Origin of the sequence: Corallococcus sp. AB030, assembly GCF_003668965.1 — a bacterium.
Classification (GTDB): domain Bacteria; phylum Myxococcota; class Myxococcia; order Myxococcales; family Myxococcaceae; genus Corallococcus; species Corallococcus exiguus.
In genome coordinates, this window is sequence record NZ_RAWQ01000035.1 from 1 (window position 1) to 12,730 (window position 12,730).

Genomic DNA, 12,730 nt, shown 5'->3' on the forward strand with positions numbered 1-12,730 from the left:
TATTACCAAGCCATTCCCATGATGAAGGAGGAGCGATTGCGGCCTCTCGTCGAGCGCTTCGCCGAACTCCTCCACCAGCACCCTGTCTTCAAAGAAGCGCTCGGTTTCATATGAGGGGATGGCTCAGGTGCAGCTCACCATCGGTGTGCCGCGCCCAGTCGGGAATCTCGCCGGCGCGCTGCCACTGGAAGTGCTGGTAGACGGACTCCGCCTTCGAGCCCGCCAGCGTGTCGAGCACCAGCAGCGTGCGCCCCGCGCCCCGCGCGTACTGTTCAATCTCCTGAAGCAGCAGCGACGCGAGCCCCTGTCCGCGGGCCCGCGAATGCACGAGCAGCTTCTGCACCTCCGCGCGGTGCAGCCCGTTGGGGCGCAGCGAGGGCGCGAGTTGCACGGTGCCGTCGATGCGACCGTCCACCTCCGCGACCCAAAGCACCAGCCCCGGCCCCAGCGCCGCGAGCACGCCCCGCCAGTACTCCACCGCCGCGTCCCGAGAGAGCGGCGGCAGGAAGCCCACCGACGCGCCTCCGTCGACGGAGTCGATGAGCACTTCGGCCAACGCCTCCCGCTCCTCGGGGGTCGCCTGTTCGAGTCTCCGGATGGAAATCATCCCCACCAGTCTAGCGGCTCACGGCGTGGCGGGCTTCGGAGGCTTCGGCGCGGGGGTGACGCGGGCGCCGGTACAGCGCAGCAGTTCGTCCATGAGCAGGCGGCGGCCCCGCTCCGGCCGCTCCAGGTGCACGAAGTGCGTCGCGCCCGGGAGCACCACGGCCTTCACGCTGGCCGCGTGGTTCAGGTGCTCCTGGAGGCGCGTGACGTCCTCCGGCCTGCTCCAGAAGTCGTTCTCCGCGCGCAGGATGAGCACCTTCGCGGTGATGGACGCTCCGTCCCACAGCTGCCGGCCCGTGGCCAGATAGAAGCTGTCCTCCAGCGCCCCGGATGGCGCCCGGAACGCGAACGGAGTGCGTGACGGCCCCAGCGGATCACTCGTGACCGCCTCGCGCTGGAACGACGCCGCCACTTCCGGGTCCCGCCACTTCACCCGCTCCTCTTCCGCCTCGGGCAACTGCCGGTCCCACACGGCCATCAGCGACGCACCCGTGTTCCACCGGTAGGCGCCAATGCCCTCCGCGTTGAAGTGCCCCGGCCGCTTCGGGTCCTCGAAGTCCGTGCCCTTCCCCAACAGCTTGTGCTCCGCGCTGCCCGCGTACAGCGCGTTGAGCATCACCAGGTGGCTGACGTTGTCCGGGTGGAGGCTGGCGTACATGCCCGCCCAGTGCCCTCCCGTGGCCCAGCCCACCAACCCCACGCGGCGCTGCCCCGTGCGCGCCTTCACCCAGCCCACCACCGCGTGCACGTCCTGGACGACCTCGTGCGAGCCCACCAGGGGCCGGCCCTTCGCGGGCGTGCTCATGGCCAGGGGCCGCGTGGAGCCGCCATAGCCGCGCGCATCCATGAGGTACACCGCGTGCCCCGCGCGAGCGAGCTCCGCCGCGATGGAGCCGCCCTCGACGGGCAGGTCGAACGAGGCCCGCCCCGGCACCCGCGCGCCGTGCAGGAGGATGAGCGGCGGCAGGTTGGCCACCTGCATGCCCGTGTCCTTCACCTCGCGCACGGACACCTCGATGCCCTCCTCCGACGGCACCAGGAACTCCGCGCGCGTCACCTCCGCCCGCGCGCCGGCCCCGAACAGCGCGCCCAGCACCACCAGCGTCCGGACCACGGCCGCGCCTTCGCGATGCATGACCAACGTGCCCTCCCCGCTCCGTAGACTGATGGCGCGATCCTGCCAGGAGCCCCGCGCGGACACACCTCCCGGCCGCCCCGGTCGTGCAACTCTTGCCGTCCGTGCAAGCCTTGCCGACCCGCACGCGTCGTGGACACGCAAGGATTGCCGTTCCCCACGCCCTCCCTCGACACGCTCCCCAGGGACGCGGCGCTGGCATCTCCGTTGCTCATGTCCCGCCACGTTCCCCGCTGGCGACCCGGCCGGGACGAACCCCGGCCAGCGGACGCATCGCTGGCATTTCCAAACGACGAACGGAGAAGCGACATGCACACGAATCACTTCGCGCGGAAGCTGTTCCTGGCGGCCCCCCTTTGCCTCTTCGCGGTGGGCTGTGGCGGCGACCCCATGATGGACGAGACCCTGGCGGGTGAGGCCCCCACGGGCGAGGCCGTCACCGAGACCGCCGCCCCGGCCGCGCCCGACGACGCGGCCCTCGCGACGGCCGAGCAGGGTGTCAACCTGGGCGGGACCTACTGGTGGGGCACCTCCAACAACGGCCTGACCTCCACCGCCATCGGGACCTCCACGGGCCGGACCTGCTTCCTGACCGGCGTCCAGGGCAACCTGAAGGGCACCAGCTGGGCCGGCGCGGGTGTGTTCCAGTACGCCGGCAACTGGCAGATCTTCGTCAACCACACCAACAGCAAGGCGCTGGGCACGGGCGTCCAGTGCCTCGACACCGCCACCAACCGCACCCCTGAGATGGCCTGGTACGACGGCCAGGCGGCGAAGCTCCTGGGCGCGGTCACCGCGTCGCGCCGCTGCTTCCTCACGCAGGTGGAGGCCGCGGGCGGCTTCACGGCCAACTCCGACTACGCCCGCGTCTGGAACGACGGCTACAACTGGTACCTGGGCGGCAGCCTGGGCGGCTCCGGCGGCGCCCGCGCCATCTGCGTGGACGTCCCCACGGCCCAGGGCGGCTGGCTGTGGATCGCGGGCAACCCGGGCACCTTCACGCACAACCTGGACTACAACCCGGGCGGCGTGGCCTGCCTGCTGTCCGGCATCGGCGGCAACTTCAACACCAGCAACTTCAACGACGGCGTCTCCATCGACTACAACAGCGGCACCCGCTACTGGGAGATGACGGTCAGCAACAGCAAGCGCGGCTGGAGCAACTGCGTCAAGTAGCGCAAGCAAGTGTCCGTTTCGCGCGGGGAGGAGGGGGCCCGTCGCGAAACGGATGGCGCATCGCTCGCGCGTGTGGTGTCACCCTCCTGCCGGGCGCATGCACCGCCCGCGCGGGAGGTCACCCACGCCATGCAGGACGTCGACATCAAGACCGCGGATGGAGTGATGGACGCGAAGCTGTTCCAGCCGGAGGGCTCGGGACCGTGGCCGGCGGTCATCATGATTCCGGATGCCTTTGGCATCCGGCCCGTCTTCGAGGACATGGCCCGGCGTCTGTCGAAGTCCGGCTACGTCGTGCTGATGCCCAACGTGTTCTACCGGGACGGACACACCTCGAAGCTGGACCTCCAGGGCTCCTTCGCGGACGAGGCGTTCCGCAAGCGCCTCTACGGCCTCATCGGCGCGCTGACGCCGGAGCGCCTGAAGCTGGACGCGGGTGCTGAGCTGGACTTCCTCTCCCGGCAGCCCTTCGTGAAGGGCCCGAAGGCGGGCGTGGCCGGCTACTGCTTCAGCGGCGGCATCGCCGTGCGCATGGGCGCGGACTTCCCGGACCGCATCGGCGCGGTGGCGTCCTCCCATGGCGGCCGCCTGGCCACGGACTCGCCCGACAGCCCCCACCGCCTGGTGAACCAGGTGAAGGGCGAGCTGTACTTCGGCCACGCGGACCAGGACAACTCCATGCCCGCGGACGCCATCCACACGCTGGAGGCGGCGCTGAAGGACGCGGGCGTGAAGTACCGCTCGGAGCTCTACCCTGGCGCGCAGCATGGCTATTCGGTGGCGGGCTCGGCCGCGTTCAACGCGGAGGTCGCGGAGACGCACTGGAAGAGGCTCGAGGACCTGTTCGGCCGCACGCTGAAGGCCTGAGCCCTGAGCCCGATGTCCCCTGTGCGGCAGCGGCTGCTCTCCATCTTCGGCGGCTCGGTGGGCAACCTCATCGAGTGGTACGACTTCTACGTCTACTCGGCGTTCTCACTGTACTTCGCGCAGGCGTTCTTCCCGGACGCGGATCCGCTGGTGCAGCAGCTCAACACCGCCGGGGTGTTCGCGTTGGGCTTCCTCATCCGGCCGGTGGGCGGCTGGTGGATGGGGCTCTACGCGGACCTCCGGGGCCGCAGGTCCGCGCTGACGTTGTCCGTCACGCTGATGTGCCTGGGCTCGCTGGTCATCGCCGTGTGCCCCACGTACGCGCGCATCGGCGTGGCGGCGCCCGTGGTGCTGATGCTCGCGCGGCTGCTCCAGGGCCTCTCCCTGGGCGGCGAGTACGGCACCAGCGCCACCTACCTGAGCGAGGTGGCCACCTCCCGCCACCGCGGCTTCTACAGCTCCTTCCAGTACGTCACGCTCATCATGGGACAGCTCTTGGCCACGCTGACGCTGCTGGTGTTGCAGCGGTTGGTGTTGACGGGCCCGCAGCTGGAGGCGTGGGGCTGGCGCATCCCGTTTGGCATTGGCGCGGCGCTGGCCATCTTCGGCTTCTACATGCGCCGCAACATGGTGGAGACGGAGGCCTTCACCCGCGAGGCCGCGAAGAAGTCCGAGCACCACCCCATGCGGGAGCTCTTGCGCCACCCGAAGGAGATCGCCGTCGTGGTGGGGCTCACGATGGGCGGGACGCTGGCCTTCTACACATACACCGTCTACATGCAGAAGTTCCTGGTGAACTCCGTGGGGCTGACAAGGGATGAGGCCACGCTCATCTCCGCGGGCTCGCTGTTCCTCTACATGTTCCTCCAGCCGGTGCTGGGGTTCGTCTCCGACCACGTGGGACGCAGGCCGGTGCTGATGGGATTCGGCGTGCTGGGCACGCTGTGCACGGTGCCGCTGCTCACGGCGCTGACGCGGACGCGGGACGCCTTCACCGCGTTCCTGCTGGTGCTCGCCGCGCTGGTCATCCTCTCCGGCTACACGTCCATCAACGCCGTGGTGAAGGCGGAGTTGTTCCCCGCGCGCATCCGCGCCCTGGGCGTGGGGCTGCCCTACGCGCTGACGGTGTCCCTCTTCGGAGGCACCGCGGAGTACGTGGGCACGCGCCTGAAGCTGGCCGGGCGCGAGGAGTGGTTCTTCTGGTACGTCACGGCCTGCATCTTCTGCTCGCTGCTCGTCTACACGGTGATGCCGGACACGCGGCGCCACAGCCGCATCGACGCGCCGTCCTGAAGCGCTTGGTGGGAATGCCTGTCCCGGGCGGGACGTGCTAGACGCGCGCGCCCATGACGTCTCCACTCCTGACGCTTCCCCTGCTGCTCCTGCTGGGGCAGTCCTCCGCGCCCACGTCCACCGAGCCGTCCTTCCAGGCGCGGCTGTCCTTCTACGCCACCGACGAGGACATCGACACCCTGGGCGCCCCCACCGCCACCTCCTTCCACGCGGCGCTGGAAGGACATACACCGGAGCTCGCGTCGGGCCTGCGCGCGGAGGCCGCGCTGTCGTTCTTCCTCACCACGGGTGGCTCGCAGGGCATGGGCTTCGCGGACAACGGCAGCACCGTCCGGCTGCGCTACCGGCCCTCCGGATGGGAAGCCGGAGAGGGGCTCTCCGCCGTGGTCCACCCCATGTCCACGTCCCGGCTCTACATGGGCTTCGCCTACCCGGTGACGTGGGAGCGGCAGGCCTTCCCGCGCCGCTCGGCCGCCGAGTCCGCGCTGGAGCTGCGCCTGTCCCGGCAGCGGTGGGACGCCTTCGTGGCGCTCAAGTCCGCCCCCGTACTCGACGACCTGGAGCTGGAGTTCGGGCGCCGCTACGCCCTGCTGGCGGGCGGCTTCCTGGACGTCACGCCCGAAGTGCGGCTGGCCGTGAAGGGCACCGTGCTCGACCGGGGACAGATTCCCGGCGCCGCGATCCAGGGCATCGAGATGCACGTCCCCATGCGCGGCGCCTCGCTGGGCGCGGTCTGGCACCGGGGCGCCCCCATCGGGAACAACGTCGACCTGAAGCTCTACCAGGGCGACCCGACCTTCTTCGAGCGCTTCTTCCAGCCCGAGACCTACCCCGGAGGCTTCGCGGCGTCGGTGTCGCTGGAGGGCAGCATCGTGTCCCAGGGGCTGCTGGATCCGGACGCCTTCCTCCAACGGACCACGCAGACGGGAGGCGCGGGGGCCCTGGAGGCGCGGGTGAAACAGGGCTTCTGGCGCGCGCACGCGTTGGCCTACGTCCGCACGCTGTCCTTCATCCAGCTCGACGCGCCCGGGATCCCTCCGTACATCGCCTTCATGAACGACGCGGAGACCCGCGCGGAGGTCTCCGGGACGCTGAGCAGTGACTACCACCTCCAGGACTGGGGGCTGACGCCCGGGCTGCTCGTGCGCGTCACCCGCCCCGCCTCGCTCCGGAACGCGCCGGTGGGCATCCCGGGCCGCAACTACACCGCCGTGTTCCAGGGCCCCAACCTCCTCAGCCTGCTGCCCGAAGGCGAGGCCCCGGGGCTGGTGGTGACGGCGAAGGCCACGGTGCGCTGGGACCTGGGAAAGGTGGCTGGCGTACTGGCGGAGATCTCCTACACGCACGACCCGAACCGGACCCGCTTCGAGGATGACGTCACGGGCGTCGGAACGCCGGTCTTCCAACCCGCGAATGCCGTGGGCTTCAGCGTGCTGCTCCAGGCGCGCTTCTGACGCTGGGAGTCAGGAGGCGGTGATTGGCGTCCCTGCGCGGCCGGGTGCGAGGATGCCGTTCCGCCCACCATGCGCAACGCATCCGCCCGTCCCCTCTCCGAGGCCGCAGTCCCCGAGTCCCCCGTCGTCCCGCTCGTCCAGCCCGCGGCCCGGCTGATGGCCCACGCCGCGGCGTGGCTGATGCTGGTGGGCCTGCTCACCGGCGGCTACGTCTCCGCGGCGATGACGGGCAAGGTGCCAGCGGATCCGCAGATGGCGCTCGCCGCGCACCTGAACGCGCTGATGGGCACGTTCTTCCTCCTGGGCGTCGCGTGGACGCTGCCCATGCTGCGCTACGGCCCCGTGGGACAGCGGCGGCTGGCCTGGGCGGTCATCGTCGCCAACTGGGCCAACTGGGGCATCACCTGCGTGAAGGCGTGGCTGCGAGTGTCCGGCGTGGACTTCATCGGACAGCCCGCCAACGACGCCGTGTTCGGCGCGCTCACGGTGTCGGTGGTGCTGCCCGCGCTCATCGCCACGGGCGCGTGGGTGTACGGCTTCCGCCGCGCCGCAGCCCGCTGACGTCAGAAGGCCGTGCGGGTGAGCGCGAAGTCGGAGCCCGCCCAGGCCGTCTTGAAGCGCTGATTCACGGCGTTGGCCTCCGCCGTGCGCCCCTGCCCCTTCAGCGACTGGGCGAGTCCGAAGAGGGCCCAGCCATTGCCGGGGTTGCGGCGCAGGTCCTCCCGGTAGACAGCCTCCGCGGCCTTGTATTGCTTCGCGTCCAGCAGCGCCGCGCCCTGGAAGTGACGCACGGGGTAGAACCAGTCACTGGGCTCTGAATAGGCCAGCTGATCCGCGGCGCGCACCGCGTCCTCCCAGCGCGTCAGCGCGTCGGCGCAGCCCTGGCGCTCGGAGATGGATGCGTCGAGCACGCGGGCCGCCACGTCCAGCACGTCCTTCGCCGAATTGTTTCCAGCGGTCATCGTGTCGGGAACGTTCGCGGCCAGCTTCACCAGCTCCGCGTGCTCCGCACGGGCCTCCTTGAACTCCCCATTCGCCGCGAGCGCCAGCCCGTGCGCGTGCAGCCACAGCCCCGTCAGCACCGGGTACTTCGGGTCCGGCCGGGGCTCCGTGAGCAGCGCGTCGTAGCGCCCGAAGCGCACCATCGCGAGCAGGGGTTCTGACGCGAAGAAGTCCATGCCCGGCATCTCCTTCAGCATCTCCGGAGGCAGGACGTTCGCGGACTCGCGCGCGGCGCGGATGGACTCCCCCGCGCGTCCCTCCATGGACGAGGAGAACGACAGGAAGCCCCAGTTGTGGGCGAGGTACATCGGGTAGTACCCGATGGGCTCCACCTGGCGCAGATAGTCATTGTCCGCCTGCACGGCGCGGCGGTTGCTCTCCGAGGCATCCGCGTACCGGCCCACCCGCTGGTAGATGTGCGCCGGCATGTGCACCAGGTGGCCCGCTCCGGGCATCAGCCCCGGCAGCCGGTCCGCGGAGGGCAATGCGCGCTCGGGGTGCTCCGAGGCCTCGATGGTGTGGATGTAATAGTGATTGGCGCCCGGGTGGTTCGGCGCGCGAGCGAGCACCGTCTCCAGCCGCGAGACAATCTCTCCCGTCCCCGGCTCCGGCTTGCCCTCCAGCGTCCACAGCTTCCACGGGTTGAGGTTCATCAGGGACTCGGCGAAGAGCACCTGCACGTCGTTGTCATCCGGGAAGCGCTTCGCCACGTCGCGCATGGCGTTGGCGTAGGACTGGGAGAAGGGCTTCATCTGCTCGGGCGTGCGCGGCTCCGGCCCGCCGTAGCGCCGGGACAGCGCGCCAATGAGCGCCTGCTCCGTGGGGGTCGCCGTGGGGGCGAGCGCCTGGGCCTTCCGCAGGGCCGTCCATGCAGTCGCGGCCCGGTCCGGCAGCATGGGCACGTTGTAGTTGGGACCGAGCACCAGGGCGACGCCCCAGAAGCAGCTGGCGCAGGAAGGATCCAACTGCGCGGCGCGGGCGAACGAGCGCGCGGCCTCGTCGTGGTTGAAGGCATACGTGAGCCGCATGCCCTGGTCGAAGAAGGCCTGCGCCTCGGGCGACCGGGTCGTCACCTTCCGCTGGAGGGTCCCCAGGTCATCGAAGAGCACCGCGCCCTGGGCGAGCGAGGTCAGGCTCGACAGCGCGGAAGACTTGCCATGCGCCCCGTGCGCGGCCGCGCCAGCATCCGGCGGGCTGGCGTCCTGCGCTCCGGCATACGTGCCCGGGACAATCAAAGACGGGATGAGGATGAACAGGAGTTGCGCGCGCATGAGGTCCCCTCGGGCCTGCGATCTTCCAGGAACGGTGGGGGGACCTGGCGCACGCGGCAATCGGCTCCGGGCGGGGTGTCAATCCAACCGATGCCCCCCTTGCCCGGGATGCGTCCGGCGGCACCGGCGCCAGTCAGGACAGCCATGCTAATTTGGTGGTCCCAGGAATTCCCATGCAAGTGCCGCATGGCCTCCCTGGGAGGAAAGAGCCCGCCGCCATGTCGTCCCGTCGAAGCCTGTCCTGGAGCGTCGCTGTCCTGTTGTCCTTCGCGGCCACCGCGGCCTTCGCGGAGCCGTCCGCGACGGCCCTGGAGATGGCCACGCAGGCGGTGTGCGCCGCCGCCGAGTCATCCGAGGCCCTGACCTCAGAGCCCACGCCCGAGGAGGCCGCGAGCCTGGTCTGTGTCTCCGTCCGGTGCTCCTCCGAGGATGACTGCTGGAACGCGTGTCCCAACGCGCGGTCCGTGACGTGCGCGCGCAACGCCTGCTCCTACCAACTCCCGGGCGGAGGCGGCGGTGGCGGCCCGACGTGCCCGTCCAGCCGCTGCATCGACGACTCGGATTGCGTCTGCGGCACGCGTCAGGGGTATTGCAACAACCGCGCTTGCACCTACTGACCCGGTCAGAAGTTCACGGCGATGAGGGGGACGGAGGGGCGGGGCTGCCACTGCCGCGAGCGCAGGCCATCGCGGCGGGCCCGCAGGTCCCGCAACTCCGCCTCCACCTGGGTCTTCTCTTCGACGAGCGCTTCGCGGCGGGCCTTGTTCTCCCGCGCGATGCGCCCTCCCCAGCTGAAGCCCACGACGACCAGCACCACGCCCACGAAGCCCACGTCCGTGATGGGCAGACCCACGAGCAGCTTCGTCGTCTGATCCAAGCCTGAGTCCATCAGGCCGTCGATCATCACCGGCACGCCAATGAGCAGCGCCGCCGCGAGGATGAAGCCGATAGTCGTCATGACCTTCGAGCTGCGAGGGCGCCCCAGGCGGATGCCCTCAATCCGGGGACGGATGGGCGCGCGACACCAGCACCACCCCTCACGCGAGCCGTGGCACGCGGGCCACGCTCGCTATAGTCGGACGCCCGATGAAGAAAGCACGCACCGCGAGCCTCACCCTCGATGAGTTCCTCCCCTATCGCCTGTCGGTCGCGGACAACGTCGTGAGCCAGCGCATCGCCCGCGTGTACGCGGCCGAGGACGGCCTCTCCACGCAGGAGTGGCGGCTCATCGCCGTCCTGGGCGAGGACGGGGAGCGCTCGCAGCTGGAGCTCGTCCGGCGCACGCGGATGGAGAAGGTCCCGGTGAGCCGCGCCGCGCGCTCGCTGGAGGAGCGCGGATTGGTGCGGCGCGCCACGAGCCAGAGCGACGCCCGCTCACGGCGCCTGACGCTGACCGCCTCGGGACGCAGGCTCTACCAGCGGGTGGCCCCCGCCGCGCTCGAAGCGGAGGCGGAGGTGCTCGCGGAGCTGTCGCCCTCTGAACGCGAGGTGCTTCGCTCCCTGCTGGAGCGCGTGGAGCGCGCCGCCATCCGCGCCCTCAAGCCCGGCCCCTGAGCCTTGCCGGATTGGTTACATCTGTTACTATTTCGGGCGCCATGGAAAACGTCCGCCATCTGACAGGCTTTGGAAACGAGCACGCATCGGAGGCTGTCGCCGGTGCGCTTCCCGTAGGCCAGAACACGCCCCAGCGCGTCGCGTTCGGCCTCTACGCCGAGCAGCTCTCCGGCACCGCGTTCACAGCGCCTCGCGGCGTGAACCGGCGCACGTGGATGTACCGGCTGCGGCCCAGCGCGGGCCACCCGGCGTACCGGCCCGTGGAGGCCCGCACGCTCAAGAGCGGCCCCTTCCGGGAGGTGCCTCCCTCGCCCAACCGGCTGCGCTGGAGCCCGGCGCCCATGCCCACCACGCCCACCACCTTCCTGGAGGGCCTCTTCACGCTGGGCGGCAATGGTTCCCCGGCCGAGAACGCGGGCGCGGCGGTGCACCTCTACGCGGCGACGGCGTCCATGACGGACACGGCGTTCTTCAACGCCGACGGTGAGATGCTCATCGTCCCCCAGTCCGGGACACTGCGCATCGTCACGGAGCTGGGCGTGCTGGAGGTCCCTCCCGGCCACATCGCGCTCATCCCGCGCGGCATGCGCATGCGGGTGGAGCTGCCCGGCGGTTCCGCGCGCGGCTACATCTGTGAGAACTACGGCGCGCAGTTCCGGCTCCCGGAGCTGGGGCCCATCGGCTCCAACGGACTGGCGAACCCTCGCGACTTCGTGGCGCCTCATGCGGCGTATGAAGACGTGGAGCGCCCCACGCGCGTGGTGCAGAAGTTCCAGGGGAACCTCTGGGAGACAACGCTGGACCACTCGCCGTTCGACGTCGTGGCGTGGCACGGCAACAACGTGCCGTACACGTACGACCTGGCGCGCTTCAACACCATCAACACGGTGAGCTACGACCACCCGGATCCGTCCATCTTCACGGTGCTCACGTCGCCCAGTGACACGCCGGGAACCGCGAACTGCGACTTCGTCATCTTCCCGCCCCGGTGGATGGTGGCGGAGAACACCTTCCGGCCGCCCTGGTTCCACCGCAACGTGATGAGCGAGCTGATGGGCCTGGTCCACGGCGTCTACGACGCCAAGGAGGACGCGTTCCTGCCCGGCGGCGCGTCGCTCCACAACTGCATGAGCGCCCACGGCCCGGACCGCAAGACGTACGAAGCCGCCGTCGCCGCGGAGCTGACGCCGAAGAAGATCGACAACACGCTCGCCTTCATGTTCGAGACCCGCTGGGTCATCGCGCCCACGCTCCAGGCCATGGAGAGCCCCGTCCTCCAGAAGGACTACGACGCCTGCTGGGCGGACCTGCCCAAGGCGAAGATGTCCTCCACGGGAGGCGGCCAGTCGTGAAGCTCGCCTCGGTCGACGCAGGACGGGACGGGCGGCTCGTCGTCGTGACGAAGGACCTGTCCCGGCAGGCGGATGCGTCCGCCATCGCGCCCACGCTCCAGGCCGCCCTGGATGACTGGGACCGCCACGCACCAGCCCTGCGCGCGCTGTCGGAGCGGCTGGAGCGCGGAGAGGTTCCGGGAGCGCCCTTCGACCCCGCACGGTGCGCGGCGCCCCTGCCCCGCGCCTACCAGTGGGCGGACGGCTCCGCGTACGTGAACCACGTGGAGCTGGTGCGCAGGGCGCGCGGCGCGGAGCTTCCGCCCTCCTTCTGGACCGACCCGTTGATGTACCAGGGCGGCTCCGACGGGTTCCTCGGGCCGCGCCAGCCCATCCCGCTCGCCGACGAGGCCTGGGGCTGCGACATGGAGGGCGAGGTCGTGGTGGTGACGCGCGACGTGCCGCTGGGGGCCACGCGCGAGCAGGCCCTGGGCGCCGTCGTGCTGGTGGGCCTGGTCAACGACGTGTCGCTGCGCAACCTGATTCCGAACGAGCTGGCGAAGGGCTTCGGCTTCTTCCAGTCCAAGCCCGCGTCGGCGTTCTCTCCGGTGTTCGTCACGCCAGACGAACTGGGCACCGCGTGGCGGGAAGGCAAGCTGCACCGCCGCCTGGAGGTCTTCCTCGACGGCGAGCCCTTCGGCCGAGCGGACGCGGGCGTGGACATGACGTTCGACTTCGGCACGCTGGTGGCCCACGCGGCGAAGACGCGCTCGCTGTGCGCGGGCAGCATCGTGGGCTCCGGCACGGTGTCCAACCGGGGCCCGGACGGCGGTCCCGGTAAGCCGGTGAGTGCGGGTGGGGCGGGCTACTCGTGCATCGCGGAGGTGCGCGTCGTGGAGACGCTCCGGGACGGCGCGCCGAAGACGCCGTTCCTGAAGCGCGGCAACCACGTGCGCATCGAGATGCGGGACGACTCGGGCGCCAGCATCTTCGGCGCCATCGACCAGTCAGTCGGCGGGTAGGCGGGGAAGAAGGGGCTTC

At 70.3% G+C, this 12,730-nt stretch carries 13 protein-coding genes; 9 read left to right on the forward strand and 4 right to left on the reverse strand.

The window, feature by feature from the left end; translation table 11 throughout:
- Window positions 1-106: 106 nt before the first annotated feature.
- Together D7Y15_RS11665 and D7Y15_RS11670 are read right to left on the reverse strand one after the other, a co-directional pair.
- Window positions 107-607: a GNAT family N-acetyltransferase gene (locus D7Y15_RS11665; protein ID WP_121752594.1), complete on the reverse strand. Its 501-nt coding sequence runs from the start codon at window positions 605-607 to the stop codon at window positions 107-109.
- Window positions 608-625: 18 nt separating this feature from the next.
- A complete protein-coding gene (locus tag D7Y15_RS11670) occupies window positions 626-1,741 on the reverse strand; it encodes an alpha/beta fold hydrolase (protein WP_121752595.1) in 1,116 nt (371 codons plus the stop codon).
- Between the two features lie 309 nt (window positions 1,742-2,050).
- Here D7Y15_RS11670 and D7Y15_RS11675 point away from each other — a divergent pair, with 309 nt between their 5' ends.
- The 5 genes from D7Y15_RS11675 to D7Y15_RS11695 all read left to right on the forward strand — a co-directional run bounded on the left by D7Y15_RS11675 (window position 2,051) and on the right by D7Y15_RS11695 (window position 7,092).
- On the forward strand, window positions 2,051-2,917 hold the full coding sequence (locus D7Y15_RS11675) for a hypothetical protein (protein ID WP_121752596.1): 867 nt from the start codon (window positions 2,051-2,053) through the stop codon (window positions 2,915-2,917).
- Between the two features lie 129 nt (window positions 2,918-3,046).
- Window positions 3,047-3,784, forward strand: a complete 738-nt coding sequence (locus D7Y15_RS11680; protein ID WP_120575277.1) for a dienelactone hydrolase family protein — start codon at window positions 3,047-3,049, stop codon at window positions 3,782-3,784.
- A 12-nt stretch (window positions 3,785-3,796) separates the two neighbouring features.
- A complete protein-coding gene (locus D7Y15_RS11685) occupies window positions 3,797-5,077 on the forward strand; it encodes an MFS transporter (RefSeq protein ID WP_121752597.1) in 1,281 nt (426 codons plus the stop codon).
- A 53-nt stretch (window positions 5,078-5,130) separates the two neighbouring features.
- The gene (locus tag D7Y15_RS11690; RefSeq protein ID WP_120575275.1) at window positions 5,131-6,531 is read left to right on the forward strand and encodes a hypothetical protein; all 1,401 of its coding nucleotides are present in this window, start codon (window positions 5,131-5,133) and stop codon (window positions 6,529-6,531) included.
- 69 nt (window positions 6,532-6,600) lie between these two features.
- Complete coding sequence (locus D7Y15_RS11695) at window positions 6,601-7,092, forward strand: hypothetical protein (RefSeq protein ID WP_121752598.1); 492 nt, start codon at window positions 6,601-6,603, stop codon at window positions 7,090-7,092.
- A gap of 2 nt (window positions 7,093-7,094) precedes the next feature.
- Here the strand turns inward: D7Y15_RS11695 and D7Y15_RS11700 are convergent, their stop codons facing one another.
- Window positions 7,095-8,804 (reverse strand): tetratricopeptide repeat protein, encoded by a 1,710-nt coding sequence (locus tag D7Y15_RS11700; protein WP_121752599.1) that lies wholly within the window; start codon window positions 8,802-8,804, stop codon window positions 7,095-7,097.
- 218 nt (window positions 8,805-9,022) lie between these two features.
- Between D7Y15_RS11700 and D7Y15_RS11705 the strand changes: the two genes are divergently transcribed.
- Entirely contained in the window at window positions 9,023-9,421 is a 399-nt protein-coding gene (locus D7Y15_RS11705; protein WP_121752600.1) for a hypothetical protein, read from the forward strand.
- Window positions 9,422-9,426: 5 nt separating this feature from the next.
- Here the strand turns inward: D7Y15_RS11705 and D7Y15_RS11710 are convergent, their stop codons facing one another.
- Window positions 9,427-9,762 carry a hypothetical protein gene (locus tag D7Y15_RS11710; RefSeq protein WP_121752601.1) on the reverse strand — a complete coding sequence of 112 codons (336 nt, stop codon included), beginning with the start codon at window positions 9,760-9,762 and terminating at the stop codon, window positions 9,427-9,429.
- Between the two features lie 128 nt (window positions 9,763-9,890).
- Between D7Y15_RS11710 and D7Y15_RS11715 the strand changes: the two genes are divergently transcribed.
- The 3 genes from D7Y15_RS11715 to D7Y15_RS11725 are packed head-to-tail and all read left to right on the forward strand — an operon-like array spanning window position 9,891 to window position 12,711.
- Window positions 9,891-10,358, forward strand: a complete 468-nt coding sequence (locus D7Y15_RS11715; protein ID WP_120575270.1) for a MarR family winged helix-turn-helix transcriptional regulator — start codon at window positions 9,891-9,893, stop codon at window positions 10,356-10,358.
- A gap of 41 nt (window positions 10,359-10,399) precedes the next feature.
- Window positions 10,400-11,710 (forward strand): homogentisate 1,2-dioxygenase, encoded by a 1,311-nt coding sequence (hmgA, locus tag D7Y15_RS11720; RefSeq protein WP_121752602.1) that lies wholly within the window; start codon window positions 10,400-10,402, stop codon window positions 11,708-11,710.
- Window positions 11,707-12,711 (forward strand): fumarylacetoacetate hydrolase family protein, encoded by a 1,005-nt coding sequence (locus tag D7Y15_RS11725; protein WP_121752603.1) that lies wholly within the window; start codon window positions 11,707-11,709, stop codon window positions 12,709-12,711. Before hmgA ends, D7Y15_RS11725 begins: the two co-directional genes overlap by 4 nt.
- The last annotated feature ends 19 nt before the right edge of the window (window positions 12,712-12,730 follow it).

Excerpts from the sequence above, each read along its gene's own strand:
- D7Y15_RS11665 (WP_121752594.1), bottom strand. The coding sequence starts at position 607 with ATGATTTCCATCCGGAGACTCGAACAGGCGACCCCCGAGGAGCGGGAG.
- D7Y15_RS11670 (WP_121752595.1), bottom strand. The coding sequence starts at position 1,741 with ATGCATCGCGAAGGCGCGGCCGTGGTCCGGACGCTGGTGGTGCTGGGC.
- D7Y15_RS11675 (WP_121752596.1), top strand. The coding sequence starts at position 2,051 with ATGCACACGAATCACTTCGCGCGGAAGCTGTTCCTGGCGGCCCCCCTT.
- D7Y15_RS11680 (WP_120575277.1), top strand. The coding sequence starts at position 3,047 with ATGCAGGACGTCGACATCAAGACCGCGGATGGAGTGATGGACGCGAAG.
- D7Y15_RS11685 (WP_121752597.1), top strand. The coding sequence starts at position 3,797 with ATGTCCCCTGTGCGGCAGCGGCTGCTCTCCATCTTCGGCGGCTCGGTG.
- D7Y15_RS11690 (WP_120575275.1), top strand. The coding sequence starts at position 5,131 with ATGACGTCTCCACTCCTGACGCTTCCCCTGCTGCTCCTGCTGGGGCAG.
- D7Y15_RS11695 (WP_121752598.1), top strand. The coding sequence starts at position 6,601 with ATGCGCAACGCATCCGCCCGTCCCCTCTCCGAGGCCGCAGTCCCCGAG.
- D7Y15_RS11700 (WP_121752599.1), bottom strand. The coding sequence starts at position 8,804 with ATGCGCGCGCAACTCCTGTTCATCCTCATCCCGTCTTTGATTGTCCCG.
- D7Y15_RS11705 (WP_121752600.1), top strand. The coding sequence starts at position 9,023 with ATGTCGTCCCGTCGAAGCCTGTCCTGGAGCGTCGCTGTCCTGTTGTCC.
- D7Y15_RS11710 (WP_121752601.1), bottom strand. The coding sequence starts at position 9,762 with ATGACGACTATCGGCTTCATCCTCGCGGCGGCGCTGCTCATTGGCGTG.
- D7Y15_RS11715 (WP_120575270.1), top strand. The coding sequence starts at position 9,891 with ATGAAGAAAGCACGCACCGCGAGCCTCACCCTCGATGAGTTCCTCCCC.
- hmgA (WP_121752602.1), top strand. The coding sequence starts at position 10,400 with ATGGAAAACGTCCGCCATCTGACAGGCTTTGGAAACGAGCACGCATCG.